We start from the raw sequence: 24,950 nt of genomic DNA, 5'->3' as shown, positions 1-24,950 counted from the left end.
GCGCTTCGGAGGGTCCCGGTGGACGTCCACCGGGGCCCTTCGGCGATCTAGGGCACCTGCCAGCCGCGCTCGACCAGCGCCTGGCTCAGCCGGGCCGCCGAGTCGGGCTGCACCGACAGCTCGGCCACACCCAGCGGCAGGCCGGGCGCGTGCTCCAGGCGGACGTCCTCGACGTTGACGCCGACCTCGTCGCACACCTGGAAGAGCCGGGCCAGCTGGCCCGGACGGTCGCCGATGACGACCTGGACCACCACGTACGCCGGCGCCGGGCCGCCGTGCTTGCCCGGGATGCGGCCGTGACCGGCCACGCCGCGCTTGAGCAGCTGGGTCACCTCGCCGCCCGCCGTGCCGTCACCCTCGGCCAGCGCGCGCAGCGCCGACGCGGCGTCGGCCAGGTCACGCGAGACCGCCTCCAGCACCTCGGCCACCGGGGCCGCGTTGCCCGACAGGATGCCCAGCCACAGCCCGGGATCGCCGCCCGCGATCCGTGTCACGTCACGCACGCCCTGCCCCGCCAGCCCGAGCGCCACGTCGGAGGCGTCGGCCAGCCGGGCGGCCACCGCCGAGGCGGCCACGTGCGGCGCGTGCGAGACGACCGCCACCGCCCGGTCATGGTCGGCGGCGTCCACCTCGACCGGGTTGGCGCCGCACAGCTCGATCAGCCGCAGCACCGCCGCGACCGCCTCGCCCGACGCCTCGCCGGTGGGACAGTAGGCCCACGGGCGGCCCAGGAACAGGTCGGCGCGCGCCGCCCCCGGCCCCGACCGCTCGCGCCCGGCCAGCGGGTGCGAGGCCACGTAGGCCGCCAGGTCGCAGCCCAGCCGCGCCGCCTGCTCGATCGGCTCCGCCTTGACGCTGGCCACGTCGGTGTAGAAGCGGGCCACGCCGCGCTTCTGCAGCTCCAGCAGCTCGGCCGCCACCTGGCCCGGCGGCACCGCGATCACCGCGAGATCCGCCGCCGGCCCGTCATCCTGGCCCCCGGGCTGCCACTCCTCGCCCGCGCCCAGCTCCCGGGCCAGCCGCACGGCGCCCGGATCGCGGTCGGCGAGCAGCACCCGCACGTCCTTGCGCCGCAGCGCCAGCGCCAGCGAGGTGCCGATGAGACCGGTGCCCACAACCAGCACGGTGCGCAGTTCGGTGGCCATGTCGTCGTCCCGGGATCCTATTGAGCGATGTCCTGCCGGAGCGCGACCGCGCCCCGCAGGTAGACGTGCTGGACGGCCGAACGCGGCCGGTCGGTCTCGACGTGCGCCATCAGCCGCACCACCCGCGGCAGCGCGCCCGGCACGTCGATCTCCGTGGTGCAGATCAGCGGCACCTCGTGGAAGCCCAGCTTGCGCGCCGCCAGCGCGGGGAACTCCGCGGTCAGGTCGGGCGTCGCCGTGAACAGCACGCTGATCACGTCATCCGTGGTGAGCTCGTTACGCTCCATGATCTGGGTGACCAACTCGGTCGTGGCCTCGATGATCGAGCCACGGTCGTTGGCATCCACCTGGATCGCCCCGCGGATCGCCCGCACCATGCGCTTCGCCCCTTCGATAAGCGGGAGAGCCCGTGCGGAGGGTCGCACGGGCTCCTGCGTCGCGGCCAGATTACAGCTTCACGGCCGCGTAAAGCTCGCCGACCTCCTTCAGGGACAGCGCCCTGACGGTGCCCGGCTTCGTACGCCCCAGCTTGACCGGCCCGAACTCGATCCGCGCCAGATCGATCACTCGGTGCCCCGCCTCCTCCAGCATGCGGCGCACCACGTGCTTGCGGCCCTCGTGCAGCACCACCTCGACCAGCGCCTGCTGGCCGTGCTCCTGCACGATCGCGAAACTGTCGGCCCTGGCCAGGCCGTCCTCCAGCTCGATCCCCTGCTTGAGCCTGCGGCCCAGGTCACGCGGGATCGGCCCGGGCACCTTCGCCCAGTACTTCTTCTGCACCCCGTAGCTGGGATGCGTCAGCCGGTTGGCCAGCTCGCCGTCGTTCGTGAGCAGCAGCAGGCCCTCGGTCTCGGTGTCGAGCCTGCCCACGTGGAACAGCCTCGGCGCCAGCTCCTCCACGAAGTCGGCCAGGCACGGCCGGCCCTGCGGGTCGTCCATCGTCGACACGACGCCGATCGGCTTGTTCAGCGCGTAGTAGACCAGGTCGGGGGCCGTCGGGATGCGCTTGCCGTCGACGTGGATCACCTGTGTGGCCGGGTCCACCTTGGCCCCGAACCTGCGCACCACCTGGCCGTTCACGGTGACCCGGCCGTCGCCGATCATCTCCTCGCAGGCCCTGCGGCTGGCCACGCCCGCCTGGGCGAGCACCTTCTGCAGCCGCACGCCGTCCGGCACCTCGGTGGTGTCGCGCTCGTCGGTGTAGCCGTCGGGGAAGAAGTCACGGTCGCGCATGGGCTGCCGCGCCGTCTTGAACCGGTCGCGCGCCGGCCCGCCCTCGCCCCGGCCGCCGCCTGAGCCGCCTGAGCCGCCGGGACCGCCTGGGCCGCCGAACCCGCCGTCGCGCCTCCCGCCGTCGCGGCGCGCGCCGCCGATGGTCTGCACGCCGTCACGCCCGGAGGTACGCCCGCCGCGCCCGGAGTCGTCCCGCCGGCCGAACCGGCCCCGCGATCCGCCGCGCGCCGCGTCGTCCCTGCGCCCGCTCCGATCGGCCCGGAACCCGCCGCGCTCCTCGCGCGGCCCACGGGTCTCCCCGGAGCCCCGCCCGGCGCCCTCACGCCCTTCGTACCGGTCACGCCCGGCATACCGGTCGCCGCCCTGGTAGCGGTCGCGGCCCTCGAACCGGTCACGGCCCTCGGCACGGTCGCGGCTCTCGAACCTGTCGCGGCCCTCAGAGCGGTCACGGCTCTCGAAGCGGTCGCGGCCTTCGTTCCGGTCGCCGCCGCCGAAGCCCGTACGCTCGCGGGCGTCTCGGGCGGCGGGGCGGCCGTAGCGGGCGCGGGAGCCGCCGCGGTCGGCGCGCAGCCCGTCACGGGCGCTCTCGTCCCGCCCCTCGGAACGGAACCCGCCCCGATCATCACGGAACCCGCCGCGCTCGTCACGGGACCCGCCACGCTCGTCGCGGGACCCGCGCCGGTCGCCGCGGAAACCCTCACCGTCGCGGAACCTGTCACGGTCACCGCGCCCGCTCGGGGCCCCGGCGCGCCGGTCCCCCTGGTAGCCGGCCCGGTCGTCACGGCCCCGGGAGTCCCCGCCACGGGAACCGTCCCGGAACCCACCACCGCGCGAACCCGCGCGGTCCTGGAACCCGCCACCGCGCGAACCCGCGCGGTCCTGATAGCCGCCGCCGCTCCGCGAACCGGAGCGGTCCTGGAAGCCGCCGCCGCCGCGCGAACCGGCGCGGTCGTCACGGCCGCCCCGGTCGTCGCGGAAGCCGCCGCGCTCGCCTCGGCGGGAGGCGCGGAAGTCGTCGCGGCGCGCGTCGCCGCGGGTGTCGTCGCGGCGGGGGCCGCCGCGTTCACCATCTCGATGGGAACCGCCACGGAAGTCGTCGCGGCGTCCGCCGCGGCTGTCGTCCGAGCGGAAGGCGGGACGCCCGCCGCGGCCGGAGCCGCCCGCGCGTCCTCGACCGCGTCCCTCACCGGACGGGGTGCTTCGCCTGTTGATCACTTTGTCGTCTCCTCGAGGTTTTCCACGTCGTCGGGGAGGAAGGGCGCGAGCTCGGGGAGCTCGCTGATGTCCCGCAGTCCCAGACGTTCAAGGAAGTATGAGCTTGTCCGGTAGAGCACCGCTTGGCTCTCCGGGTCGGTGCCGGCCTCTTCGACCAGCCCTCTCGCGACGAGCGTCCGCATGACGCCGTCGCTGTTGACGCCGCGTACGGCGGCGACACGGGCGCGGCTCACCGGTTGCCGGTAGGCCACGACCGCGAGAGTCTCCAGCGCGGCCTGGGTCAGCCGCGTTTGCTGGCCGTCGCGTACGAACCGCTCGACCAGCCCGGCGCAGTCGGCGCGCGTGTAGTAACGCCAGCCGCCCGCGACCTCTCTCAGATCGAAACCCCGCCCGGCGGCAGTGTATTCCTCGGCCAGTTCCCGCAGCGCCGCCGCCACCTCGTGCGTGGGCCTCTCCAGCACCTGCGCCAGCGTCACCTCGGCCACCGGCTCGTCGACGACGAGCAGGATGGCCTCCAGCGCCGCCTTGAGCCCAGGCCCTTCCCCGGACCCCTGAGCCGCCTCCCCCACCGTACGCGTCGCGCCGGGCTCCGCCGTCCCGCTGCCCGCCGCACCGGCGCCGGGAAGGGGCGGCACGCCGTCCGCCTCCGGAAGAAGGTCGGCCACCTCGTCCGGGGAGACCGCCGCGCCGGGCTCCGCCGTCTCGTTGCTCGCCGTGCCGGCGTCTGGAGGCTCCGGTTGGGGGTCGGTCAGGGCGCCGGGGAGGGTCATCCAGGCGGGGATGCGGTCGGCGCCGCGGGGGGCCTGGGGGTGGTCAGTCATCTGCTGCTTTCTCCGCGCTCTCCTCGTAGTCGTCCCCCACCGAGACGTCGCCGTCGTCGGCGCCCGTCCAGGTGACGTGCAGGTCGCCGAGCGGTTCGAGCTGGTCGAAGGTGACCGCCGACTCCCGGAAGAGCTCCAGGACGGCGAGGAAGCGGGCGATGACCTCGAAGGTGCCCTCGCAGTCGGCGACCAGGGCCCTGAAGGTGGCTCTGCGCATGCGGCGCAGCCGCTCGACCAGGATAGCGGCTTGTTCGCGGACGCTGGCGAGTGGTTGGTAGATGTGGCCGACGCTGACGGTGGGCGGCAGCTTCGGGGTGAAAGCCTTGGCGGCGATGCGGGCGAGCTGTTCGGGCCCGATGCCGAGGATGAGCTCGGGCAGCAGGTTGGCGAACTGGGGCTCCAGGGGGACGGTGCGGGGGAAGCGGAGCGCCTCGTCGGCCATGCGCCCGGCGAAGACCTTGGCCACCTCCTTGTACGCCTTGTACTGCAGGAGGCGGGCGAACAGCAGGTCGCGGGCCTCCAGCAGGGCGAGGTCCTCCTCGTCCTCGACCTCGCCGGAGGGCAGCAGCCGGGCGGCTTTCAGGTCGAGCAGCGTGGCGGCGACGAGCAGGAAGTGGCTGGTCTGGTCGAGGTCCCATTCGGGGCCGCGGGACCGGATGTAGGCGATGAACTCGTCGGTCACCTGGGACAGCGAGACCTCGGTGATGTCGAGCTTGTGCTTGGCGATCAGGCCGAGGAGCAGATCGAAGGGGCCTTCGAAGACGTCCAGGTGGACCTGGAATCCCTGCTGCTGCTCGGTCACCTGGCCATTGTCGCAGCCGCGGGCCAGCGCGAGAGCACCTCGCGCGCCAGCTCACGGTAGGCGTTGGCGCCCAGGGACGAGGGGTCGAAGGTGGTGATGGGCTCGCCGGCGACGGTGGCGTCGGGGAAGCGCACCGTACGGTTGATCACGGTGTGGAACACCTTGTCGCCGAACGCCTCGACGACGCGGGCGAGCACCTCACGGCCGTGGAGAGTACGGGCGTCGTACATGGTGGCGAGCAGGCCCTCGATCTCGAGGTCCTCGTTGAGCCGCTCCTGGACCTTGGTGATGGTGTCCATGAGCAGGGCGACGCCGCGCAGCGCGAAGAACTCGCACTCCAGCGGCACCATGACGCCCTGGGCGCAGGTGAGCGCGTTGATGGTGAGCAGGCCGAGCGACGGCTGGCAGTCGATGAGGCAGACGTCGTAGTGCGGCAGCAGCGGCTTGATGACACGGCCGAGCACCTGCTCGCGGGCGACCTCGGTGACGAGCTGGACCTCGGCCGCGGACAGGTCGATGTTGCTGGGCAGCAGGTCGAGGCCCTCGACGCCGGTCTCCAGCAGCACGTCCTCGGCGGTGACGTTGCGCTCCATCAGCAGGTTGTAGACCGTGAGGTCGAGCTGGAGCGGGTTGATGCCGAGGCCGACGGACAGGGCGCCCTGCGGGTCGAAGTCGACGAGCAGCACCTTGAGGCCGTATTCGACGAGGGCGGCGCCGAGGTTGATGGTGGTGGTGGTCTTGCCGACCCCGCCCTTCTGGTTGACCATGGCGACCACGCGGGCCGGGCCGTGGACGTCGCGCGGCGCGGGCTCGGGGAACACCGGCCGGGGGCGCTGGGTCGGGCCCAGGTTGACGCCCGTGGAGGGCGCGTTGGTCTTCGTGTCTCCCCAGGGGTTGTCGGGGGTCCCCGGGGCCGAACCGTTGGTCTTCACAGTCACCAGCTCGAACCTCCCTGACGATCCCGAACCGGACCGTCCGGACGGACACTATGGCGTCACCACTTAACGCGGCAAGGCGGCACGCCGATGTGCCGCACGACCCAAAAGACTATAGATCACTGGCGGGCCCGTGGATGCGCCGCCGCGTAGACCTCGCGAAGTTTGTCGACGGTGACGAGTGTGTAGACCTGGGTGGTGGTGACGGAGGCGTGGCCGAGCAGCTCCTGGACGACCCGGACGTCGGCGCCGCCGTCGAGCAGGTGGGTGGCGAAGGAGTGGCGCAGCACGTGGGGCGAGATCCCGGCGAGGCCGGCGCGCACGGCGGCGGCCTGGAGCACCTCCCAGGCGCCCTGGCGGGTCAGCCGGCCGCCTCTGGCGTTGAGGAACACGGCGGGGGTGCCGCGGCCGTGGGCGAGCAGGCCGGGCCTGGCGCGCACGACGTAGGCGTCGAGGGCGGCGCGGGCGTAGCGGCCGAGGGGGACGATGCGGGTGCGGCCGCCCTTGCCGCGCAGCCGTACCTGGTCGTCCTCCAGGTCGTCGACGGCCAGGCCGACGGCTTCGGAGATGCGGGCGCCGGTGCCGTACAGGACTTCGAGCAGGGCGCGGTTGCGCAGGGTGAGGGGGGCGCCGTCGGGGCCTGAGGCGGCGATGAGGCGTTCGACCTCGTCGACGGCGATGGCCTTGGGCAGGCGGCGGAGCTGGCGCGGCGGCCGTACCTGGTCGGCGGGGTCGTGGGCGGTGACGCCTTCGCGCAGGGCGAAGCGGTGCAGGCCGCGCACGGCGGAGACGGCGCGCGCGGCCGAGCTGGCCACGAGCGCCGGGTGGTCGCCGTCGCCCTCGCGCAGGGCGGCGAGGAAGGCGCGCACGTCGGCCTCCCCCACCTCGTCGAGGCGGAGGAGGCCGCGGGCGCGCAGGTGTTCCAGGTAGCGGCGCAGGTCGCGACGGTAGGAGGCGAGCGTGTTGGCAGCCAGGCCCCGCTCCACCGCCAAATGGGCGAGGTAGCTGGAGAGCACCGCCTCCACGATGGTCCTTCCGGTCGTCAGGCCTCGGGCGCGTCGGCGGGGCGCAACAGGCCGAACCCCTCAACCGAAGCCGTGTATGCGGCGAGGATACCGGCCACGGCCGGGGAATTGTGGATCATTCCCATCAGGGCCTTCTCGACGGCGTCGGCGAGGGGCACCCATTCGACCGGCATGCCGATCTCCTCGTGGCGGTGCACGAACCCGTTCTCCTCGTCCGGGATCTTGGTGAGGTCGCGGGCGAGGAAGACGCGGATGCGCTCGTCGGACATGCCGGGCGAGGAGTAGAGGTCGACGAGCGTGTGCCAGGTGGCGGCCCGGTAGCCGGCCTCCTCGGCGAGCTCGCGGGCGGCCCCTTCGACCAGGGGTTCGCCGGGCACGTCGCGGATCCCGGCGGGCAGCTCCCAGAGCAGGTGGCGGGTCGGGTGGCGGTACTGGCGCAGGAGCAGGACGCGGTTCTGCTCGTCCAGGGCGAGGACCGCGACGGAGCCCGGGTGGACGACGTAGTCGCGGTCGGCGTGGTCGTCGCCGGGCATCCGGACGGTGTCGGTGACGACCTCGATGACGTGTCCCGAGAAGCGCTTCCTGGTTTCGAGAACGTCCCAGCGCTCGGGCGTGTCCTGGATCCTCACTTGGCCGCCTTCGCGCTCACGCGGCTGTCGGCGTAGGCGAGCGCCGCGTTGACGAGGCCCTTGAACATCGGGTTGGCACGGGTGGGCCGGGAGCGGAACTCGGGGTGGGCCTGGGTGCCGATGAAGAACGGGTGCGTGTCGGCGGGCAGCTCGGTGTACTCGACCAGGCGGCCGTCGGGCGACAGGCCGGAGAAGACCAGGCCGACGCTCTCCAGCTTGTCGCGGTAGGCGTTGTTGACCTCGTACCTGTGGCGGTGGCGCTCGTCGGCCTTGGCCCGGCCGCCGTAGAGCTGGCGGGCCAGCGTGCCCTCGCCGAGCTTGGCGGTGTAGCTGCCCAGGCGCATGGTGCCGCCCATGTCGCGCTCGCCGGCGACGACGTCCTCCTGGTCGGCCATGGTGGAGATGACCGGGTGCTTGGTGTCGGGGTCGAACTCGGCGGAGTTGGCGTCGGTGATGCCTGCCATGTTGCGGGCGGCCTCGATGACCATGCCCTGCATGCCGAGGCAGATGCCGAGCAGCGGGACCTTGTTCTCGCGGGCGTGGCGGATGGCGCCGATCTTGCCTTCGATGCCGCGCACGCCGAACCCGCCGGGGATCAGCACGCCGTCGGCGCCGTCGAGCTCACGCTCGGCGCCCTCGGGGGTCTCGCAGTCGTCGCTCTTGACCCAGCGGATGTTGACGCGGGCGTCGCAGGCGAAGCCGCCGGCGCGCAGCGCCTCGGTGACCGACAGGTAGGCGTCGGGCAGGTCGATGTACTTGCCGACGAGCGCGATCGTGACCTCCTTGGCCGGGCGGTGCACGCGGCGCAGGAGCTGCTCCCACTCCTTCCAGTCGACGTCGCGGAAGGGCAGGCCGAGACGGCGCACCACGTACGCGTCGAGGCCTTCGGAGTGCAGCACCTTGGGGATGTCGTAGATGGAGGCGGCGTCGACGGCGCTGACGACGGCGTCCTCGTCGACGTCGCACATGAGGCTGATCTTGCGCTTGATGGCGGTCTGCACGGGCCGGTCGGAGCGCAGCACGATCGCGTCGGGCTGGATGCCGATGCTGCGCAGCGCGGCGACGCTGTGTTGGGTCGGCTTGGTCTTGAGCTCACCGGACGGGCCGATGTAGGGCAGCAGCGACACGTGCAGGAAGAACACGTTGTCGCGGCCGACCTCGTGGCGGATCTGGCGGACGGCCTCGAGGAACGGCAGCGACTCGATGTCGCCGACGGTGCCGCCCACCTCGGTGATGACCACGTCGACGTCGGGGCCGGCCATGCCCCGGATGCGGTCCTTGATCTCGTTGGTGATGTGCGGGATGACCTGGACGGTGTCGCCGAGGTATTCGCCGCGCCGCTCCTTGGCGATGACGTTGGAGTAGACCTGGCCGGTGGTGACGTTGGCCGAGCCGTGCAGGTCGGTGTCGAGGAAGCGCTCGTAGTGGCCGACGTCGAGGTCGGTCTCGGCGCCGTCGTCGGTGACGAAGACCTCGCCGTGCTGGAACGGGTTCATGGTGCCGGGGTCGACGTTGAGGTACGGGTCGAGCTTCTGCATGGTGACCCGGAGCCCGCGGCCCTTGAGCAGACGGCCCAGGCTGGAGGCGGTGAGGCCCTTGCCGAGACTGGAGGCGACACCGCCGGTGACGAACAGATGCTTGGTTTGCGATGCGCTGCGCAAGGAGGCTCCCGTGGCTCGAGGTGTGGCCGATGTGTCCACGGGCTCTCAGGATATCAAACAACGCCCCCGACATGCCCGAACAGGATGACCTAGCGGTAACTTTGGTCCCTATGTCACTTGTACGGCGGGCGTTCGGCACGCTGATCCACCGGGCCTACGCCGCGATCCGCGACGCGGGTGCCATCACTCCCGAGACGCCCGCGGGTCACGGGTTCCGCCGTCTGGGCGACGGCGCGAAGATCGCCTTCCCGCCGGGCGCGATCTTCGGGGAGCGCTGGATCGAGATCGGCGCCCACACGCTGATCGGCGAGCGGGTGTCGATCTCGTGCGGCATGTGGCCGGGCGTGGATCTGGGCCCCGGCTCGATCCTGCGGATCGGCGGGTCCTGCTCGATCGGGCGGGGCACGCACATCGTGGCCCACCAGTCGATCGACATCGGCGACGACGTCTTCACCGGCCCGTACGTGTACGTCACCGACCAGAACCACGTCTACGACGACCCGGACGTGCCGATCGGCAGGCAGTGGCCGCGCAACAGCCCGGTGTCGATCGGCTCGGGCTCGTGGCTGGGCGCGGGGGCGATCATCCTGCCGGGCACCCGGCTGGGCCGCCAGTGCGTGGTGGCGGGCGGTGCGGTGGTGCGCGGCGAGTTCCCCGACCACAGCGTGGTGGCGGGGGTGCCGGCGCGGCTGGTGCGGCGTTACGACCCGGAGCACGGTTGGCACGATCCAGCGGTGGCGCTGGCGGTCGACTGACCCTGAACCGAACATCCTTCTGGCGGTTGGCGTCGGTGCATGCGGACCGCCATCACCCGGCTTCTGGGCATCGGGTTCCCGCTGTTCGCCTTCAGCCACTGCCGTGACGTGGTGGCCGCGGTCACCAACGCGGGCGGGTTCGGCGTGCTGGGCGCGATCGCGTACACCCCCGAGCGGCTCGACGCCGAGCCGGCCTGGATCGACCGGCAGGTGCGCGGCCGGCCGTACGCGGTGGACGTGCTCGTGCCCGGCTGGATCGGCCCGGCCGCGCCGGGCGGCGTGGCGCGGGCGCGGGAGGCGGGCGTGCCGGTGGCGGCCCTGGTCGGCACCGTGGAGCACGGCGGGATCGGAGCCGGCCGCCTCCTTCGTCGGCCGGCTCGACCGAGTGCGGCCGGCCCGCGAGGTGGTCTACGCGATGGTGTACGAGTTCGCGGAGGCGGTGGAGCGGTTGGCCGGGCTGTCCCGGTGACCGGCTACGATGCCCGAATGGTCGGGAATCCTCCCGAGTTGGAACGCGGCACCGGAGTTCCCGCGCACGTGCAGATCGAGCGCTGGCTGCTCGACTCGATCGCCGGCGGCGACATGGCGCCGGGCGACAGGCTGCCCGGCGAGCGCGAGCTGGCGGGCCGGCTCGGCGTGAGCCGGATGACGCTGCGCCAGGCGCTGGCCACGCTGGAGCGCGACGGGGTGCTGGTCAGGGTGCCGGGCCGGACCGGCGGCGCGTTCGTCGCCGAGCCGCGCATCGAACGCGACCTGACCGGCCTGGCCGGGTTCACCGAGCAGGTGCGGCGCGCGCACCTGCGGGCCGAGGCGCGCATCCTGACGGCCGCCACCGTGCCCGCTCCCGCCGCCGTGGCCGCCGCGCTGCGCGTCGAGCCCGGCTCGCCGGTGCACGAGGTGGCGCGGGTGCGCTCGGCCGGGCGCTCGCCTCTGGCGCTCGAACGCTCCTTCTTCCCCGCCCTGCCCGGCTTCCTCGCCCAGGACCTGACCGGGTCGCTGTACGCGCTGCTGGCCGACGGGTACGGACTGGCGCCCCGCACCGCGCTGGAGCACCTGGACCCGGTCATCGCCGGGTCCGCCGAGGCGGCCGAGCTGGGCATCGAGCCGGGGGCGCCGCTGATGCGCGTCGAGCGGACCGCCTACGCGGCCGACGGCGCCCCGGTCGAGCACGCCCGTGACCTGTTCAGGCCCGACCGGGTGCGGATCTCGGTGCGCAGCGGCGTCACGTGACGACGGTCGCGGGCACCCAGGCGCCCTCCACCTCGACCTCCAACCCGGAGGCGTCGTCCGCGTCCTTCTCCAGGTAGGCGTAGGCGATCGACTGCCCGGCGGTGTGGCCGTAGCCGCCGGAGGTCACCCGGGCCACGACGCGGCCGTCGAGGCGGACCGGCTCGTTGCCGAGCGCCACGGCGCGCGGGTCGGCGAGCGCCAGGCGGCGCAGCCGGCGCGGCGGGTCGGGGTCGAGCGCGTCGCGGCCGAGGAACTCCTTGTCGAGCTTGACGCAGAAGCCCAGCCCGGCCTCGTACGGCGTGGTCTCGGGCCCGATGTCGGCGCCCCACACCCGGTAGCCCTTCTCCAGGCGCAGGCTGTCGATGGCCCGGTAGCCGCCCGCCACCAGCCCGTACGGCTCGCCCGCCCGCCACAGCGTCCGCCACAGCCCGAGCCCGTACTCGGTGGAGCAGTAGAGCTCCCAGCCGAACTCGCCGACGAACGTCACCCGCAGCGCCAGCACCGGCACGTCGCCCACGGTCAGCTCGCGCGCGGTCATGAACGGGAAGTCCAGCGGATCGGGCGTGAGCGTGGCGAGGATGTCGCGGGCGCGCGGCCCCCACAGCGCGAAGCAGGCGCGGCTGCCGGTCACGTCGGCGATCCGGACGTCGGCGCCGCGCAGCCGGGCCTGCTTGCGCAGCCAGCCGAGGTCGTGGGAGCCGAACGCGGTGCCGGTGACGACGAGGAACTCCCGCTCGCCGCGCCGGGTGACGGTGAAGTCGCACTCGATGCCGCCGCGCCGGTTGAGCGCCTGGGTGTAGGTGACGTCGCCCACCTGGCGGGCGACGCGGTTGGCGCACACCCATTCGAGCAGCGACGCGGCGCCGGGGCCGGTGACCTCGATCTTGGCGAACGAGCTCTCGTCGAACAGCCCGGCCGTGGTGCGGGTGGCGTGGTGCTCGGCGGCGACGGCGGGCGACCAGTTGCGGCCCGCCCAGCCGTGCGGCCGGACGCCGTCGCCCGCGGGCTCGTTGGACGTGTAGTAGTTGACCCGCTCCCAGCCGGCCTTCTCGCCGAAGACCGCGCCGTGGGCGGCGTGCCAGCCGTAGGCGGGCGAGGTGCGCAGCGGGCGGCCCGCCGCGCGCTCGTCGCCGGGGTAGCGGATGTCGTAGTAGGTCTCGTAGTTCTCCACCGCGCGGGCCAGCGTGTAGGACGGGGAGCGGTAGTGGGCGCCGAAGCGGCGGACGTCCATGTGCCAGACGTCCATGCCGGGCTCGCCGTCGACGATCCACTCGGCCATCACCCTGCCGATGCCGCCCGCGCCGGCGATGCCGTGGGCGCAGAACCCCGCGGCCACGTAGAAGCCGCCGACCTCGGTCTCGCCCAGGCAGAACTCGTTGTCCGGGGTGAACGCCTCCGGGCCGTTGATGAGCTTGCGGATGCCGACGTCGGCCATCGCAGGCACGCGGACGCGGGAGTTCTCCGAGATCTCCTCGAACCTCGGCCAGTCCTCCGCCAGCAGCCGCCCGTTGAAGCCGGCCGGGATCGCGTCGTAGGACGACTCCCCCGCCGTCCACGGCGCGCACGTGCGCTCGTAGCCGCCCATGACGAGCCCGCCGACCTCCTGCCGGTAGTAGACGAGCAGGTCGGGGTCGCGCAGCGTGGGCAGCCCAGCGTGCTCGTGGAAGCCGTCGGTGACCACGTACTGGTGCGACATCGGCACGATCGGGACCCGCACCCCGGCCATCCGGCCGATCTCGGCGGCGAACATGCCGCCGCAGTTGACGACCACCTCGCAGTCGATGTCGCCCTGGTCGGTGCGCACCCGCGTGACCCGGCCGCGCTCGACGTCCAGGCCGAGGACCCGGACCTTGGTACGGATCCGCGCGCCGCCCTCCCTGGCCCCGGCCGCCAGCGCGTAGCACAGCCGTGACGGGTCGATCTGGCCGTCGGTCGGCAGGTAGGCGGCGCCGACGACGCCCTCGGTGCTCATCAGCGGGAACAGCTCGGCCGCCTCGGCGACGGAGATCTCCTCCAGCGGCAGGCCGAACGTGCGGGCCCAGCCGATCTGGCGGCGGATCTCGGCCATCCGCTCCGGGGTCGAGGCGAGCTTGATGCCGCCGCACTCCGTCCACCCGGCGTCGAGGGTGCGGTAGAGCTCGACGGAGTACTGGTTCATCCGGGTGAGCGTCGGATCGGCGCGGAGCTGGCCGACCAGGCCCGCCGAGTGGAAGGTCGAGCCGCTGGTGAGCTCGTCGCGCTCCAGCAGGACGACGTCCCGCTCGCCGAGCTTGGTGAGGTGGTAGGCGACGGAGGCGCCGCCGACGCCGCCCCCGATGATCACGATGCGCGCCGAGTCGCTCATGCCCGCGAGGCTAACCGGCGGGCCGTAAAAGGTCTAGACCGTTTAGCGGGGCGGAGCTAGCATCGACCATGGCCGTGCTCGAGATCCTCGACCGCATCCCCCTGCTGGCAGGCGTGCCGCGCTCCGTGGAGGAGCTGCCCGGCGGCCTGACCAACCACAACTACAAGGTCACCACCCCCGGCGGGGCGTACGTGGTGCGGGTGTGGGCCAGCGACGGGTCGCTGCTGGCCATCGACCGCAACGCCGAGCACGCCTCCTCGATCGCCGCCGCGCGGGCGGGCGTGGGCGCGCCGGTGCACGCCTACCTGCCGGGCGAGGGGGTGCTGGTGGTGGGGTTCATCCCGGGGCGCACGTTCACACAGGACGACGTGCGCGACTCGGCCAACCTGCCGCGGGTGGCCGAGGCGTGCCGGCGGCTGCACGCGGGGCCCCGGTTCGTGCGCGACTTCGACATGTTCGACGTGCAGCGGCGCTATCTGGCGATCGTGCGGGAGCGGGGGTTCCGGCTGCCGGACCGGTACCTGGAGTTCATGCCCGTTGTTGAGCAACTCCGTAAATGTCTGGAAATAAGGGCAGAAGGCACCGTTCCGTGTAACAACGACCTGTTGCCGGGCAACATCATCGACGACGGCCGGCGGCTGTGGCTCATCGACTACGAGTACGCCGGCAACAACGACGCCTGCTTCGAGCTGGGCAACGTGTGGAGCGAGTCGGACCTGTCGCTCGACCAGCTCGACGAGCTCGTCACCGCCTACTACGGCCGCCGCCTGCGCCACAAGATCGCCCGCGCCCGGCTGCTCGGCCTGATGGCCAAGTACGGCTGGACCCTGTGGGCCTCCATCCAGGACGGCGCCAACGACACGATCGACTTCGACTTCTGGTCGTGGGGCATGGAGAAGTACGAGCGCGCCGTGGCCGAGTTCACCGCCGGTGGGGCCGGTGGGCTCGGGCGCCTCATGGACGAGGCCGCCCGGGCAGACTAGGGGCATGCTCGCCGCACTGACCGGGCTCGGCCTGTCCACCGCCGCCGGGCTCAACGCCTACATCCCGCTGCTCGTCGTGGGCGTGCTGGCCAACCTGACCGACCGGGTGCGGCTGCCCGACGGCTACGCGTGGCTGTCCCACTGGGGCGTACTGGCGATCATCGCCGTGCTGCTGGCGGCGGAGATGGTGCTGGACAAGGTGCCCGCCGTCGACACGGTCAACGACCTGATCCAGACCGTCGTACGACCCGCGTCCGGCGGCGTCGTCTTCAGCGCCACCAGCGCCGCCGCCGAGCTCGACCGCTCCACCTGGATGACCGAGAACCCGTGGGCGTCCTGGCTGCTCGGCATCGTGGTCGCGCTGGCCGTGCACGCGCTCAAGACGGCGGCCAGGCCCGTGGTCAACGCCGGCACCGCCGGGGCCGGGGCGCCGGTGGCGAGCGTGGCCGAGGACACGGGCGCGCTCGGCATGAGCCTGGTCGCGATCTTCCTGCCGCTGCTGGTGATCGTCCTGCTGGCGCTGTTCGCGCTGGCGGCCTGGTGGACGATCGGCAAGGTGCGCCGCTACCGGGCCGGGCGCAGGCGGCAGCCCGGCTAGCGTCCTGCCGGATCATCCCCCGGGCTGACCCGTCATCCCCCTCCGGGCTGATCCGCCCGCGGCCGCCCGTCCCGTACCGTCCGATGACGTGCGGACTCGTCGTGGCCCCCGCCCGCGCCCGCACACGGGCCCGGCGGCGCACCCGCGCCGCCGGGCTCCCCGGCCCGTCACCACAGCGGTACGGGCCTCAGGACCGGGATCGCTCCCGTCGCCGGGCCGCGGCGGCCACGTTGACCGGCATCCGGCCGAAGATCAGGCCGTGGAAGGGCGAGATCGCCCACCAGTAGAGGTGGCCGAGCAGCCCGTGCGGGTGGAAGATCGCCCGCTGGGTGTAGACCGTCCGGCCGCCGGAGCGGGTGACGCCGAGCTCCAGCCAGGCCAGGCCGGGCAGCCGCATCTCGGCCCGCAGCCGCAGCAGCCGGCCGGGAAGCACCTCCTCCACCCGCCAGAAGTCGATCGTGTCGCCCACCCGCAGCCGCGCCGGATCGCGCCGGCCGCGCCGCAGCCCGACGCCGCCGACGAGCCGGTCGGCCAGCCCCCTGAGCTTCCAGGCGACCGGCAGCGAGTACCAGCCGTTGCGGCCGCCGATGCCCTCGATCACCTGCCACAGCGCCTCCGGGCTCGACGGCACGGCCAGGCTGCGGTCGTCGACGAAGAGGCTGCCTCCCGCCCAGTCGGGGTCGGTGGGCAGCGGGTCGCTGGGCGCGCCGGGCGTGGACGCCGAGGACCAGCGCGTGGCGACGTCGGCCTCCCTGATCTTCATCAGCGCCAGCGACACCGCCCGGCGGAAGCCGACCAGCCCGCCCTCGGGGTCGGGCACGTGGCGGGCGATGTCGTGCTCGCCGCACACGGCCTCGTTGCGCAGCGACTCCACCAGCGGGCGGGCGATGCTCGCCGGGACCGGCGTGACGAGCCCCACCCAGAGGCTCGACAGCCGGGGGCTGAGCAGCGGCACCGGGAGGATCAGCCGGGGCGGCAGCCCGGCCACGGCGGCGTACTCCTGCATCATGTCGACATAAGTCAGGACATCGGGCCCGCCTATGTCGAACCCTCGGTTGACCGTCCCCGGCACCTCCGCCCACGCGACCAGATACCGCAGCACGTCCCGTACCGCGATCGGCTGGGTGCGGCTCCGCACCCAGCGCGGTGTCGTCATCACCGGCAGCCGCTCGGTCAGGTAGCGCAGCATCTCGAACGACGCCGACCCCGACCCGATGATCATCGCGGCGCGCAGGACCACCGCCGGCACCACTCCCCCCAGGAAGATCTCCCCCACCTCGGCCCGCGACCGCAGATGCGGCGAGAGCGCCTCGCCGGCGCTCGGACCGCCCAGGTAGACGATCCGCCGCACCCCCGCCTCGGCCGCCGCCGCCGCGAACGTCCGCGCCGCCAGGCGGTCCCGCTCGGCGAACCGGCCGCTCGCCCCCATCGTGTGGATCAGGTAGTACGCGACCTCCACCCCGTCCAGCGCCCGCCGCGTCCGCCCGGCGTCCGTGGCGTCGGCCTCGACCACCTCCGTACGCGCCGCCCACGGCAGGTCGCGCAGCCGCCCGGCCGAACGCACCATGCACCGCACGTCATGACCGGCGGCCAGCAGCTCGGGGGCCAGCCGCCCGCCGATATAGCCGGTCGCCCCTGTGACCAGGCACAACGGCATGCCACGCCTGTTCCCCCGGCACCGCCCGTCATGCGTGGGGGCGCGGATCGCGGGCAGCCGTGGGGCATGTCCGGGGAGCGCGCGTGGGGCCGGCCACGGGTGGCGGTGCCGAGCCGCCTGCTCGGCGAGCCCGTACGGCGCAACGGCGGCGACGGCCGCGCCCGCTTCCTCCACGACCTGGGACCGTACGTCGACTGGCTGCCGATCCGCTCCGGGAGCGGGATCGGCCCGGCCGCCGACGGGTACGTCCTCACCGGGTCCAGCGCCCGCCGCCCAGCCGCCGACGCGGTGATCGAGGACGAGGCCGGGCTCGACGACGCCGTCCTGCGCGAGGCGTTCACCGAGCGGATCTTCGCGCACGCCCGTCTGCGCGAGCTGCTGCGGGGCGACTGGCAGCCTCGCGACCTGGTGGCCTTCCAGTCGCGGCACAAGATGCAGCTGCTCGCCCACTCGCCCACGGGCTACCGCGAGACCGGCCGCCTGGTGGCCGAGGCGGGCACCAGGCCGCGTGCGGAGCTCGCCGCCGCGTACGGCGCCGCCTTCCGCACCGCGATGGCGGCCAGGACGTCGGCCGGGCGCAACGTCAACGTCCTGCAGCACTGCCTGGGCATGCTCGGCGACGACCTCGACCCGGCCGACCGCGTCGGCCTGGCCGAGGCCATCGCCTCCTACCAGGAGGGCAGAGTGGCGCTCGGCGTGCCGCTGGCCCTGCTGCGCCACCTCGCCCGGGGCGAGGCCGCCGGCTACGTACGGGACCAGACGTTCCTCTCCCCGTATCCGGACGAGCTCGGCCTGAGGTGATCAACGGCGGCGGGAACCCGGAGCGGCCGCCCGCGCGTTGGTCCGTGCGTTGGTGCGTGCCCTCGGCACGGCTATTCTCAAGGCGAGAACTCAACAGGAGGTGGCCACGATCAGCGAAATCGTCCTCATCGTGCTGGTGATCCTGGCGTTCCTCCTGCTGCTGGCCGGGGTCGGCGTCTACCTCCTGGTCAAGCTCGGCAGGAAGGCCGCCACCAAGGCCAAGCAGGCCACGACCCGGCTGACCACGCACGTCAACGCGATGGGCACCGGCGACGCCGCCGAGGTCGAGCGCCTCCGCCTCGACCTGCGCCGCGAGGTGTCGCTCACCCGCCAGGCCGTCGAGCAGGCGCAGGCCCAGGGCTGGGGCCTCGGCGACCTGCCCCGCCTGCTGGCCGACCTGACCGCCCAGGCCGACGTGCACGACGGCCAGCTCGGCATGTACGCCCAGCAGCGCCGCCTCTCCCCGTACGTCGACCACGCCACGCTCGACCGGCTGCGCCAGCACCAGGCAAGGCTGACGGCCATGTGCGCCCGCATCCGCGCCGACCTGCTCAGCGACCAGGTCCACCACTCGGCCACGGGCATCGACGACCTCGACACGCGCACCAACCTGGAGATCGAGTCCCGCCGCCCCGCCCCCGACCCCCTCGACGAGATCGACGACCTCTACCGCAAGACCATGCAGGAACGCCGCGACCCCTCCTGACGACTACGGATCGTGGCATAATTGCATCAGAGGGTCACCGTTCAGGAGGCGCATCGATGAGCACGGCCTTGCCGGAATGGTTCTATCCCGGCCCTCCCGGCGGCTGGACCGCCGACATGCTCGACCGTCTCCCTCCCGACGCGCCCAGGCACGTCGAGCTGATCGATGGATCCCTCATCATGATGTCCCCCCAGACGTTGTTCCACATGCTCGCGCTCAGGTTGTTCGAACGGGAGCTCACGCCTCCCGAGCATCTGGTCGTCGTCCGCGAGATGACCGTCACCCTGGGGCTGCGGCAGCGTCCCGAGCCGGACATCCTCCTGGTGAAGGACACCGCGGCCCAGCGGGTCGGCCTGACCAGCTTCAAGCCTGAGGACGTCCACCTCATCGTCGAGGTGGTGTCGGAGGAGTCCCGCGACAGGGATCGAACGACCAAGCCCAGCAAGTATTCGAGCGCGGGGATCACGTACTTCTGGCGTGTCGAGCTGGAGGACGAACGGCCCGTCGTCTACACGTTCGAGCTGGAGCCCGCCGTCAAGGCGTACGTCCCCACCGGCATCCACCGCGGCCGCCTGCGCACCGACATCGGCTTCCCGGTGGACATCGACCTCGATCTGGACAAAGTCAGACGCTGAGCCCGCTGGGGCGTGGGTTCTTCCCGTGCGGGGCGCCGGGCGCGAGACTGTGAGGGTGATTCGCGGACTGCATCTGCTGTTCCACAGCCGGGATCCGGAGGCGGACCGGGCGTTCCTGCGTGACGTGCTCGAATGGCCGTACGTGGAGGACGCGGCGTCCGGGGCCGGGTGGCTCATCTTCAGGACGCCGCCGGCCGAGCTGGGCGTCCATCCGACCGACGCCGATCCGGTGGTGACGCTGCACCTGATGTGCGACGACGTCGCCGGGACCGTCGCCGGTCTCGCCGCGCGGGGCGTGGCCGCCGGTCCCGTCACCGACGAGGGGTACGGCCTGGCGACGACGCTGACGCTGCCCAGCGGCGCCACGATCGGCCTGTACGAGCCGCGTCACGCCAGCCCGCTCGGCTGAGCGAGCGTCATGCGCGGGCCGGGAACCGTACAACAGTCCTTGACCGGGTGATATACCAGCACATTCCGGGCAGTCGTCCCCGCATGAACGGGGAGACCAAGCGCAACAAGATCATCGGCGCCACGCTGGCGAGCGCCGCACTGCTGACCGGCGCGGGCTGCGGCCCGGCCGCGCCGGGCGAGACCGGGACCGCTCAGGCGGCCGGGTCGCCGGCCCCCGCGCCGACCGGCACGGAGGACATGCCCGTCGACCCGGGGAGCCCGCCCGTGGACCCGGAGGACTCGCCGACGGACCCCGAGGCCTCGCCCACGGGCACGGACGCGACGCCCTCCCCCACCGACGGCAGCCCCTCGCCGGGCGCCACCACGGCAGGCGTCGCCGATCTCAAGAAGGCCGCCGAGGCCGCACTCGCCGCGGTCCCGAACTCCACGCTCATCTCCATCGAGAGCGAGGAGGGCGGCAAGCTCTGGGAGGTCCAGGTCGTCGACAACACCGGCGCCGAGCAGCAGATGGACGTCGACGGCGCCAGCGGCCAGGTGGTGAACGGCCCCACCGCCGAGGAGTCGGACGCCGAGGACAAGCAGAAGCACCTGGAGCGGGTCAAGGCCGCCAAGCTCACCTACGCCCAGGCCGCCGACAAGATCGCCGCCTCGGTCCCGCAGGGGCGCATCACCGAGCTGAACCTGGACAGCAGCAACGGCAAGACCGTCTGGGAGTCGGACGTCGTCACCCCCAACGGCACCAAGCACGAGGTGACGGTCGACGCGGCCACCGGCGACGTCACCAAGAACAGCTCCACCAGCTGACCCCGCCCACCCGTCCGTCAAGGGCCCACGCCACCACGCGGCGCGGGCCCTCCCTCATGCCCGGGGCTCCAGGGCGCCGCCGAAGCTGAGCTCGTTGCCTTCCGGGTCGCGGTAGGTGACCTTGGTGACGCCGCCCTCGTACGTCTCGCGGCGGGCGGGCTCCAGGCCGCGGGCGGCCAGGCCGGCGACCCGGGCGTCCAGGTCGTCGACGAACGCCAGCACCAGCGCGTTGCCCGCCCGCTCGGGCGCCTGCACGATGTAGACGTGGCGGCCGGGGGCCACCTCCCACACCGCCTCGATCTCGTTGGGCAGGAACGACGGCGGCCCGCCGAACAGCCGCTCGTACCACGGCAGCGCGGCGGCGTAGTCGGTGACGGGGACGCCTGCGAACAGGTCGAGCGACACGTCGTCCTCCAGAGGGTTAACTGATGCCGGCCTCGCGCATGTCGCGAAGCTCGCGCTTGAGCTCCTTGATCTCGTCGCGGAGCCGGGCGGCGACCTCGAACTGGAGGTCGGCCGCCGCCTGGTGCATCTGCTCGGTGAGCGACTCGATCAGCGACTCCATCTGCGCCCTCGGCATCTCGCCGGCGATGGCCTTGGCGTGCTGGCCGGCCTTGGCGGCGGCGAACCCGGGGACGGGGGCCTTGCCCCGGGACTGGCTGCGCCCGCCGCCCATGAGCTGCTGGGTGTCGGCGTCCTCGCGCTGCAGCGAGTCGAGGATGTCGGCGATCTTCTTGCGCAGCGGCTGCGGGTCGATGCCGTTGGCCTCGTTGTAGGCGACCTGCTTGGCCCGGCGCCGGTTGGTCTCGTCGATGGCCCGCTCCATGGACGGCGTGACCTTGTCGGCGTACATGTGGACCTGGCCGGAGACGTTTCGGGCGGCGCGGCCGATGGTCTGGATGAGCGACGTCTCGGAGCGCAGGAAGCCCTCCTTGTCGGCGTCGAGGATGGCCACCAGCGACACCTCGGGCAGGTCGAGGCCCTCGCGCAGCAGGTTGATGCCGACGAGCACGTCGTACTCGCCGACGCGCAGCTCGCGCAGCAGCTCGATGCGGCGCAGCGTGTCGACCTCGCTGTGCAGGTAGCGGACCCGGATGCCGAGCTCCAGCAGGTAGTCGGTGAGGTCCTCGGCCATCTTCTTGGTCAGCGTGGTGACCAGGACGCGCTCGTCGCGGTCGGCTCGCTCGCGGATCTCGTGCACCAGGTCGTCGATCTGGCCCTTGGTGGGCTTGACGACGACCTCCGGGTCGACCAGGCCGGTGGGCCGGATGACCTGCTCGACGACGTCGCCCTTGACGCGGCCGAGCTCGTACGGGCCGGGCGTGGCCGACAGGTAGACGGTCTGGCCGATCCGCTCCAGGAACTCCTCCCACTTCAGCGGCCGGTTGTCCATCGCGGACGGCAGCCGGAAGCCGTGGTCGACGAGCGTGCGCTTGCGGGAGGCGTCGCCTTCGTACATGGCGCCGATCTGCGGCACGGTCTGGTGGGACTCGTCGAGCACCAGGACGAAGTCCTCGGGGAAGTAGTCGAGCAGCGTGTTGGGGGCGCTGCCGGCGGGGCGGCCGTCCATGTGGCGGGAGTAGTTCTCGATGCCGGAGCAGGTGCCGATCTGGCGCATCATCTCGATGTCGTAGGTGGTGCGCATGCGCAGCCGCTGGGCCTCCAGCAGCTTGCCCTGGCGCTCCAGCTCGGCCAGCCGGTCGGTCAGCTCGGCCTCGATCCCGGCGACGGCGGCGGCCATGCGCTCCTCGCCGGCGACGTAGTGGGAGGCGGGGAAGATGTAGAGCTCTTCGTCCTCGGTGATGACCTCGCCGGTCAGCGGGTGCATCGTGGACAGCTTCTCGATCTCGTCGCCGAACATCTCGATGCGCACGGCGAGCTCTTCGTACTTGGGGATGATCTCGATCGTGTCGCCGCGCACCCGGAACGTGCCCCGGGTGAAGGCCAGGTCGTTGCGGGTGTACTGCATGTCGACGAGGCGGCGCAGGAGCTGGTCGCGGTCGACGTCCATGCCGACGCGCAGCCGGGCCATGCGGTCGACGTACTCCTGCGGGGTGCCCAGGCCGTAGATGCAGGAGACGGAGGCGACGACGATGGTGTCGCGGCGGGTGAGCAGCGAGTTGGTGGCCGAGTGGCGCAGCCGCTCGACCTCGTCGTTGATCGAGGAGTCCTTCTCGATGTAGGTGTCGCTCTGCGGGACGTACGCCTCGGGCTGGTAGTAGTCGTAGTAGGAGACGAAGTATTCGACCGCGTTGTTGGGCAGCATCTCGCGCAGCTCGTTGGCGAACTGGGCGGCGAGGGTCTTGTTGGGCTGCATGACGAGCGCGGGCCGCTGCAGCCGCTCGATGAGCCACGCGATGGTGGCGGTCTTGCCGGTGCCGGTGGCGCCGAGCAGCACGCTGTCCTTGGCGCCGGCCTTGACGCGGCGCTCCAGCTCGGCGATGGCCGTCGGCTGGTCGCCCGAGGGAGTCATCTCGGTGACGACCTCGAACGGCGCCACCTTCCGCTGCAAATCTGTGACCGGTCGCATGCTGCCCACTTTAGGCGGCCCGACCGACAGAATCGGTCAGGCCGTCCGCTCCCCGATGCGGGGGAAGGGCGCGGTGGAGAAGACGACCTCCACCGGCACCTCGAAGTATTCGGCTATCCGCAGCGCCAGGTAGAGGCTGGGGCTGTATTCGCCCCGCTCCAGGTAGCCGACGGTCTGGTAGTGGACCCCCAGGGCGTCGGCCAGCTGCCTGCGGCTGACGCCCCGCTCGGCGCGGAGCAGGGCGATGCGGTTGTAGACGGTCTCGCTCATCGTCGCCCATCTTCTCAGCCGATGCGCTGCAGTGCCCGATCGCGCCGCGACTGCATGAGGGAGCCCGACTCGCGGCGGGCCATCCGGCGCAGGATCGGCGGCGCGAGCAGGAGCCCGGCCACGGTCCAGGCCAGCAGCACGCCGATCGTGGGCAGGGTGCGCCAGGAGCCGCCCAGCTCGGCGGCGGCCGCCGCGCCGGGCAGCAGGGCCGAGCGCATGCCGAGCCCCAGCCAGTAGATCGGGAACGCCTGGGCCAGGCCCTGCAGCCAGCCGGCGAGCGCGGTGATCGGGTAGAAGATGCCGGAGATGGCGGTGAGCGCGCCGAAGCAGAGCATCGACAGCCCGGCGGCGGTCTGCGGGTTGGCGCTCAGCGAGCCGATGACGGCGCCCCACGGCAGCATGGCGGTCAGCCCGAGCACCGCCACCCAGAGCACGGTGAGCCAGCCGCCCGCTCCGGCGGCGGCGAGCTCGGGCAGCAGGATCAGCCCGGCGACGGACACGAGCAGGAGGCTGCCGAGCGCGGAGAGCGAGACCGACACGACGCGGCCGACCAGGTAGCCGAGCATGCCCTGCGGCAGCGCCTTGGCCCGCAGCAGCGTGCCGTCCTCGCGTTCGACGGACAGGGAGCCGACGGCGCCCATGAGCCCGTTGAAGGCCATGCCGAGGCCGAGGATGCCGGGCATCGTGGCGGCGGCGAGCGACAGGTCGGTGCCGGGCACGGTCGCGCCGCGCTGGAAGTAGAGCACGGTGACGAACGCGGCCGTGGTGACGAGCGTGAAGCCGATGTCCTGGGGGTTGGCGAGGGCGTGCCGGAACTCGATCCACCCTCTGGCCAGGCCGAGCCGGGCGGCGTGCGCGGTGGGGTTCATCCTTCCTCCTTCTTGAGGATGGCCATGTAGGTGTCCTCCAGCGTGGCGCGCCGGACCTCCAGGTCGCCGATCTGGTCGCCGTACTGCTGGAACAGGCCGCGTACGAAGCCGGTGGCGTCCTCGGTGGCGTGCACGAAGTGCTCGCCGTCGCGGCTCCAGCGGACCTGGGCGTCGCGGGAGGCCTCGCGTGACAGCTTGTCGGCGCTGCCGTCGGCGACGATCCGGCCGCCGGCCAGGATGAGGATGCGGTCGGCGAGCTTCTCGGCCTCGTCCAGGTCGTGCGTGGTGAGCAGGATGGTGGTGTCGTCCAGGTCGGACAGCCGGTGCACCAGGTCGTGGAAGTCGCGGCGGGCCTGCGGGTCGAAGCCGGCGGTCGGCTCGTCGAGGAAGAGCACCTCGGGGCGGCCGACGATGCCGATGGCCACGTCGAGGCGGCGGCGCTGGCCGCCGGACAGCCGGCTGACGCGCTGCCCGGCGTGCCCGGTCAGGCCGACGGCCTCGATGAGCTCGGCGGTGGGCGTCGGGCGCCGCCGGCCGGGGGCGGAGTAGGGCGCGTAGTAGCGGCCCAGGTGGTCGAGGAGGCCGTGGACGGTCCAGCGGCCGTGGTCGCGCCAGGACTGCAGGACGACGCCGAGGCGGGCCCGCCAGCGTTCGTCGCCCTTGACGGGCTCGGTGCCGAGCACCCGCACGTGGCCGCCCGACGGGGCGCGGAAGCCTTCGAGGATCTCGATCGTGGTGGTCTTGCCCGCGCCGTTGGGGCCGAGCAGCGTGACCACCTCGCCGGGGGCCACCCGGAAGTCGACGCCGCGCAGCACCTCGTGGGTCCCGTAGCTCATGCGCAGGTCGCGGACCTCGATGGCGGAGGCGGCTTTCATCACAGTGATGTCTCCA

Annotated in this window: 25 protein-coding genes; 9 read left to right on the top strand and 16 right to left on the bottom strand. The window is 72.6% G+C overall.

Annotation, left to right across the window (positions count from 1 at the left end):
• Window positions 1-47 precede the first annotated feature (47 nt).
• The 9 genes from KME80_RS09335 to pyrG form a co-directional block, all read right to left on the bottom strand.
• Entirely contained in the window at window positions 48-1,145 is a 1,098-nt protein-coding gene (locus KME80_RS09335) for a prephenate dehydrogenase (protein ID WP_219502627.1), read from the bottom strand.
• A 17-nt stretch (window positions 1,146-1,162) separates the two neighbouring features.
• Entirely contained in the window at window positions 1,163-1,522 is a 360-nt protein-coding gene (gene aroH / locus KME80_RS09330) for a chorismate mutase (RefSeq protein WP_219502624.1), read from the bottom strand.
• Window positions 1,523-1,592: 70 nt separating this feature from the next.
• Complete coding sequence (locus tag KME80_RS52665; RefSeq protein WP_308125678.1) at window positions 1,593-3,593, bottom strand: pseudouridine synthase; 2,001 nt, start codon at window positions 3,591-3,593, stop codon at window positions 1,593-1,595.
• Window positions 3,590-4,162 carry an SMC-Scp complex subunit ScpB gene (gene scpB / locus KME80_RS09320; RefSeq protein ID WP_219502713.1) on the bottom strand — a complete coding sequence of 191 codons (573 nt, stop codon included), beginning with the start codon at window positions 4,160-4,162 and terminating at the stop codon, window positions 3,590-3,592. The genes KME80_RS52665 and scpB overlap by 4 nt, the downstream gene beginning before the upstream one ends.
• Before the next feature lie 244 nt (window positions 4,163-4,406).
• Entirely contained in the window at window positions 4,407-5,216 is an 810-nt protein-coding gene (locus tag KME80_RS09315; protein ID WP_219502620.1) for a segregation and condensation protein A, read from the bottom strand.
• Entirely contained in the window at window positions 5,213-6,154 is a 942-nt protein-coding gene (locus KME80_RS09310) for a ParA family protein (protein ID WP_219502618.1), read from the bottom strand. Before KME80_RS09310 ends, KME80_RS09315 begins: the two co-directional genes overlap by 4 nt.
• 116 nt (window positions 6,155-6,270) lie before the next feature.
• Window positions 6,271-7,176 carry a site-specific tyrosine recombinase XerD gene (locus KME80_RS09305; protein WP_219502615.1) on the bottom strand — a complete coding sequence of 302 codons (906 nt, stop codon included), beginning with the start codon at window positions 7,174-7,176 and terminating at the stop codon, window positions 6,271-6,273.
• Between the two features lie 17 nt (window positions 7,177-7,193).
• The gene (locus KME80_RS09300) at window positions 7,194-7,805 is read right to left on the bottom strand and encodes an NUDIX domain-containing protein (protein ID WP_219502612.1); all 612 of its coding nucleotides are present in this window, start codon (window positions 7,803-7,805) and stop codon (window positions 7,194-7,196) included.
• The gene (pyrG, locus tag KME80_RS09295; protein WP_219502607.1) at window positions 7,802-9,466 is read right to left on the bottom strand and encodes a CTP synthase; all 1,665 of its coding nucleotides are present in this window, start codon (window positions 9,464-9,466) and stop codon (window positions 7,802-7,804) included. The genes KME80_RS09300 and pyrG overlap by 4 nt, the downstream gene beginning before the upstream one ends.
• A gap of 110 nt (window positions 9,467-9,576) precedes the next feature.
• Here pyrG and KME80_RS09290 point away from each other — a divergent pair, with 110 nt between their 5' ends.
• Window positions 9,577-10,221 (top strand): acyltransferase, encoded by a 645-nt coding sequence (locus KME80_RS09290; protein ID WP_219502605.1) that lies wholly within the window; start codon window positions 9,577-9,579, stop codon window positions 10,219-10,221.
• A gap of 39 nt (window positions 10,222-10,260) precedes the next feature.
• A complete protein-coding gene (locus tag KME80_RS09285) occupies window positions 10,261-11,451 on the top strand; it encodes a UTRA domain-containing protein (protein ID WP_219502603.1) in 1,191 nt (396 codons plus the stop codon).
• Here KME80_RS09285 and KME80_RS09280 read toward each other — a convergent pair.
• Entirely contained in the window at window positions 11,444-13,795 is a 2,352-nt protein-coding gene (locus tag KME80_RS09280) for a GcvT family protein (protein WP_219502601.1), read from the bottom strand. The two genes, KME80_RS09285 and KME80_RS09280, sit on opposite strands and share 8 nt — an antisense overlap.
• 68 nt (window positions 13,796-13,863) lie before the next feature.
• Between KME80_RS09280 and KME80_RS09275 the strand changes: the two genes are divergently transcribed.
• Together KME80_RS09275 and KME80_RS09270 are read left to right on the top strand one after the other, a co-directional pair.
• A complete protein-coding gene (locus KME80_RS09275) occupies window positions 13,864-14,778 on the top strand; it encodes a choline/ethanolamine kinase family protein (protein WP_219502599.1) in 915 nt (304 codons plus the stop codon).
• 4 nt (window positions 14,779-14,782) lie between these two features.
• The gene (locus KME80_RS09270) at window positions 14,783-15,376 is read left to right on the top strand and encodes a DUF4126 domain-containing protein (RefSeq protein ID WP_219502597.1); all 594 of its coding nucleotides are present in this window, start codon (window positions 14,783-14,785) and stop codon (window positions 15,374-15,376) included.
• 187 nt (window positions 15,377-15,563) lie between these two features.
• On the opposite strand, the gene KME80_RS09265 is transcribed toward KME80_RS09270, so the two are convergent.
• A complete protein-coding gene (locus tag KME80_RS09265) occupies window positions 15,564-17,033 on the bottom strand; it encodes an SDR family oxidoreductase (protein ID WP_219502595.1) in 1,470 nt (489 codons plus the stop codon).
• A gap of 66 nt (window positions 17,034-17,099) precedes the next feature.
• Here KME80_RS09265 and KME80_RS09260 point away from each other — a divergent pair, with 66 nt between their 5' ends.
• The 5 genes from KME80_RS09260 to KME80_RS09240 all read left to right on the top strand — a co-directional run bounded on the left by KME80_RS09260 (window position 17,100) and on the right by KME80_RS09240 (window position 20,390).
• Window positions 17,100-17,834, top strand: a complete 735-nt coding sequence (locus KME80_RS09260) for a YbgA family protein (protein WP_219502593.1) — start codon at window positions 17,100-17,102, stop codon at window positions 17,832-17,834.
• A gap of 100 nt (window positions 17,835-17,934) precedes the next feature.
• Window positions 17,935-18,540, top strand: a complete 606-nt coding sequence (locus tag KME80_RS09255; RefSeq protein WP_219502589.1) for a hypothetical protein — start codon at window positions 17,935-17,937, stop codon at window positions 18,538-18,540.
• Between the two features lie 56 nt (window positions 18,541-18,596).
• On the top strand, window positions 18,597-19,175 hold the full coding sequence (locus KME80_RS09250; protein WP_219502586.1) for a Uma2 family endonuclease: 579 nt from the start codon (window positions 18,597-18,599) through the stop codon (window positions 19,173-19,175).
• 55 nt (window positions 19,176-19,230) lie between these two features.
• Window positions 19,231-19,584, top strand: a complete 354-nt coding sequence (locus KME80_RS09245; protein WP_219502583.1) for a VOC family protein — start codon at window positions 19,231-19,233, stop codon at window positions 19,582-19,584.
• Between the two features lie 83 nt (window positions 19,585-19,667).
• Window positions 19,668-20,390: a PepSY domain-containing protein gene (locus tag KME80_RS09240; protein ID WP_219502581.1), complete on the top strand. Its 723-nt coding sequence runs from the start codon at window positions 19,668-19,670 to the stop codon at window positions 20,388-20,390.
• 54 nt (window positions 20,391-20,444) lie between these two features.
• On the opposite strand, the gene KME80_RS09235 is transcribed toward KME80_RS09240, so the two are convergent.
• Genes KME80_RS09235 through KME80_RS09215 form a run of 5 tightly spaced genes read right to left on the bottom strand, consistent with a single transcriptional unit; the run spans window position 20,445 to window position 24,934 of the window.
• Entirely contained in the window at window positions 20,445-20,795 is a 351-nt protein-coding gene (locus tag KME80_RS09235) for a VOC family protein (protein WP_219502578.1), read from the bottom strand.
• A gap of 16 nt (window positions 20,796-20,811) precedes the next feature.
• A complete protein-coding gene (gene uvrB, locus KME80_RS09230) occupies window positions 20,812-22,920 on the bottom strand; it encodes an excinuclease ABC subunit UvrB (RefSeq protein WP_219502575.1) in 2,109 nt (702 codons plus the stop codon).
• A gap of 36 nt (window positions 22,921-22,956) precedes the next feature.
• Window positions 22,957-23,190 (bottom strand): helix-turn-helix transcriptional regulator, encoded by a 234-nt coding sequence (locus tag KME80_RS09225; protein WP_219502572.1) that lies wholly within the window; start codon window positions 23,188-23,190, stop codon window positions 22,957-22,959.
• A 14-nt stretch (window positions 23,191-23,204) separates the two neighbouring features.
• Window positions 23,205-24,059 carry an ABC transporter permease gene (locus KME80_RS09220; RefSeq protein WP_219502569.1) on the bottom strand — a complete coding sequence of 285 codons (855 nt, stop codon included), beginning with the start codon at window positions 24,057-24,059 and terminating at the stop codon, window positions 23,205-23,207.
• Window positions 24,056-24,934: an ABC transporter ATP-binding protein gene (locus tag KME80_RS09215; RefSeq protein WP_246644362.1), complete on the bottom strand. Its 879-nt coding sequence runs from the start codon at window positions 24,932-24,934 to the stop codon at window positions 24,056-24,058. Before KME80_RS09215 ends, KME80_RS09220 begins: the two co-directional genes overlap by 4 nt.
• Between the last annotated feature and the right edge of the window lie 16 nt (window positions 24,935-24,950).

Origin of the sequence: Nonomuraea ceibae, assembly GCF_019396325.1 — a bacterium.
Lineage (GTDB): Bacteria > Actinomycetota > Actinomycetes > Streptosporangiales > Streptosporangiaceae > Nonomuraea > Nonomuraea ceibae.
This window is presented reverse-complemented; position numbering and strand designations above follow the sequence as displayed.

Coding starts and splice junctions, on each gene's coding strand:
- KME80_RS09260 (WP_219502593.1), top strand. CDS start 17,100: ATGTCCGGGGAGCGCGCGTGGGGCCGGCCACGGGTGGCGGTGCCGAGC.
- KME80_RS09265 (WP_219502595.1), bottom strand. CDS start 17,033: ATGCCGTTGTGCCTGGTCACAGGGGCGACCGGCTATATCGGCGGGCGG.
- KME80_RS09250 (WP_219502586.1), top strand. CDS start 18,597: ATGAGCACGGCCTTGCCGGAATGGTTCTATCCCGGCCCTCCCGGCGGC.
- KME80_RS09240 (WP_219502581.1), top strand. CDS start 19,668: ATGAACGGGGAGACCAAGCGCAACAAGATCATCGGCGCCACGCTGGCG.
- aroH (WP_219502624.1), bottom strand. CDS start 1,522: ATGGTGCGGGCGATCCGCGGGGCGATCCAGGTGGATGCCAACGACCGT.
- KME80_RS09225 (WP_219502572.1), bottom strand. CDS start 23,190: ATGAGCGAGACCGTCTACAACCGCATCGCCCTGCTCCGCGCCGAGCGG.
- KME80_RS09215 (WP_246644362.1), bottom strand. CDS start 24,934: ATGAAAGCCGCCTCCGCCATCGAGGTCCGCGACCTGCGCATGAGCTAC.
- uvrB (WP_219502575.1), bottom strand. CDS start 22,920: ATGCGACCGGTCACAGATTTGCAGCGGAAGGTGGCGCCGTTCGAGGTC.
- KME80_RS09290 (WP_219502605.1), top strand. CDS start 9,577: ATGTCACTTGTACGGCGGGCGTTCGGCACGCTGATCCACCGGGCCTAC.
- KME80_RS09285 (WP_219502603.1), top strand. CDS start 10,261: ATGCGGACCGCCATCACCCGGCTTCTGGGCATCGGGTTCCCGCTGTTC.
- KME80_RS09270 (WP_219502597.1), top strand. CDS start 14,783: ATGCTCGCCGCACTGACCGGGCTCGGCCTGTCCACCGCCGCCGGGCTC.
- KME80_RS09335 (WP_219502627.1), bottom strand. CDS start 1,145: ATGGCCACCGAACTGCGCACCGTGCTGGTTGTGGGCACCGGTCTCATC.
- KME80_RS09280 (WP_219502601.1), bottom strand. CDS start 13,795: ATGAGCGACTCGGCGCGCATCGTGATCATCGGGGGCGGCGTCGGCGGC.
- KME80_RS09275 (WP_219502599.1), top strand. CDS start 13,864: ATGGCCGTGCTCGAGATCCTCGACCGCATCCCCCTGCTGGCAGGCGTG.
- KME80_RS09220 (WP_219502569.1), bottom strand. CDS start 24,059: ATGAACCCCACCGCGCACGCCGCCCGGCTCGGCCTGGCCAGAGGGTGG.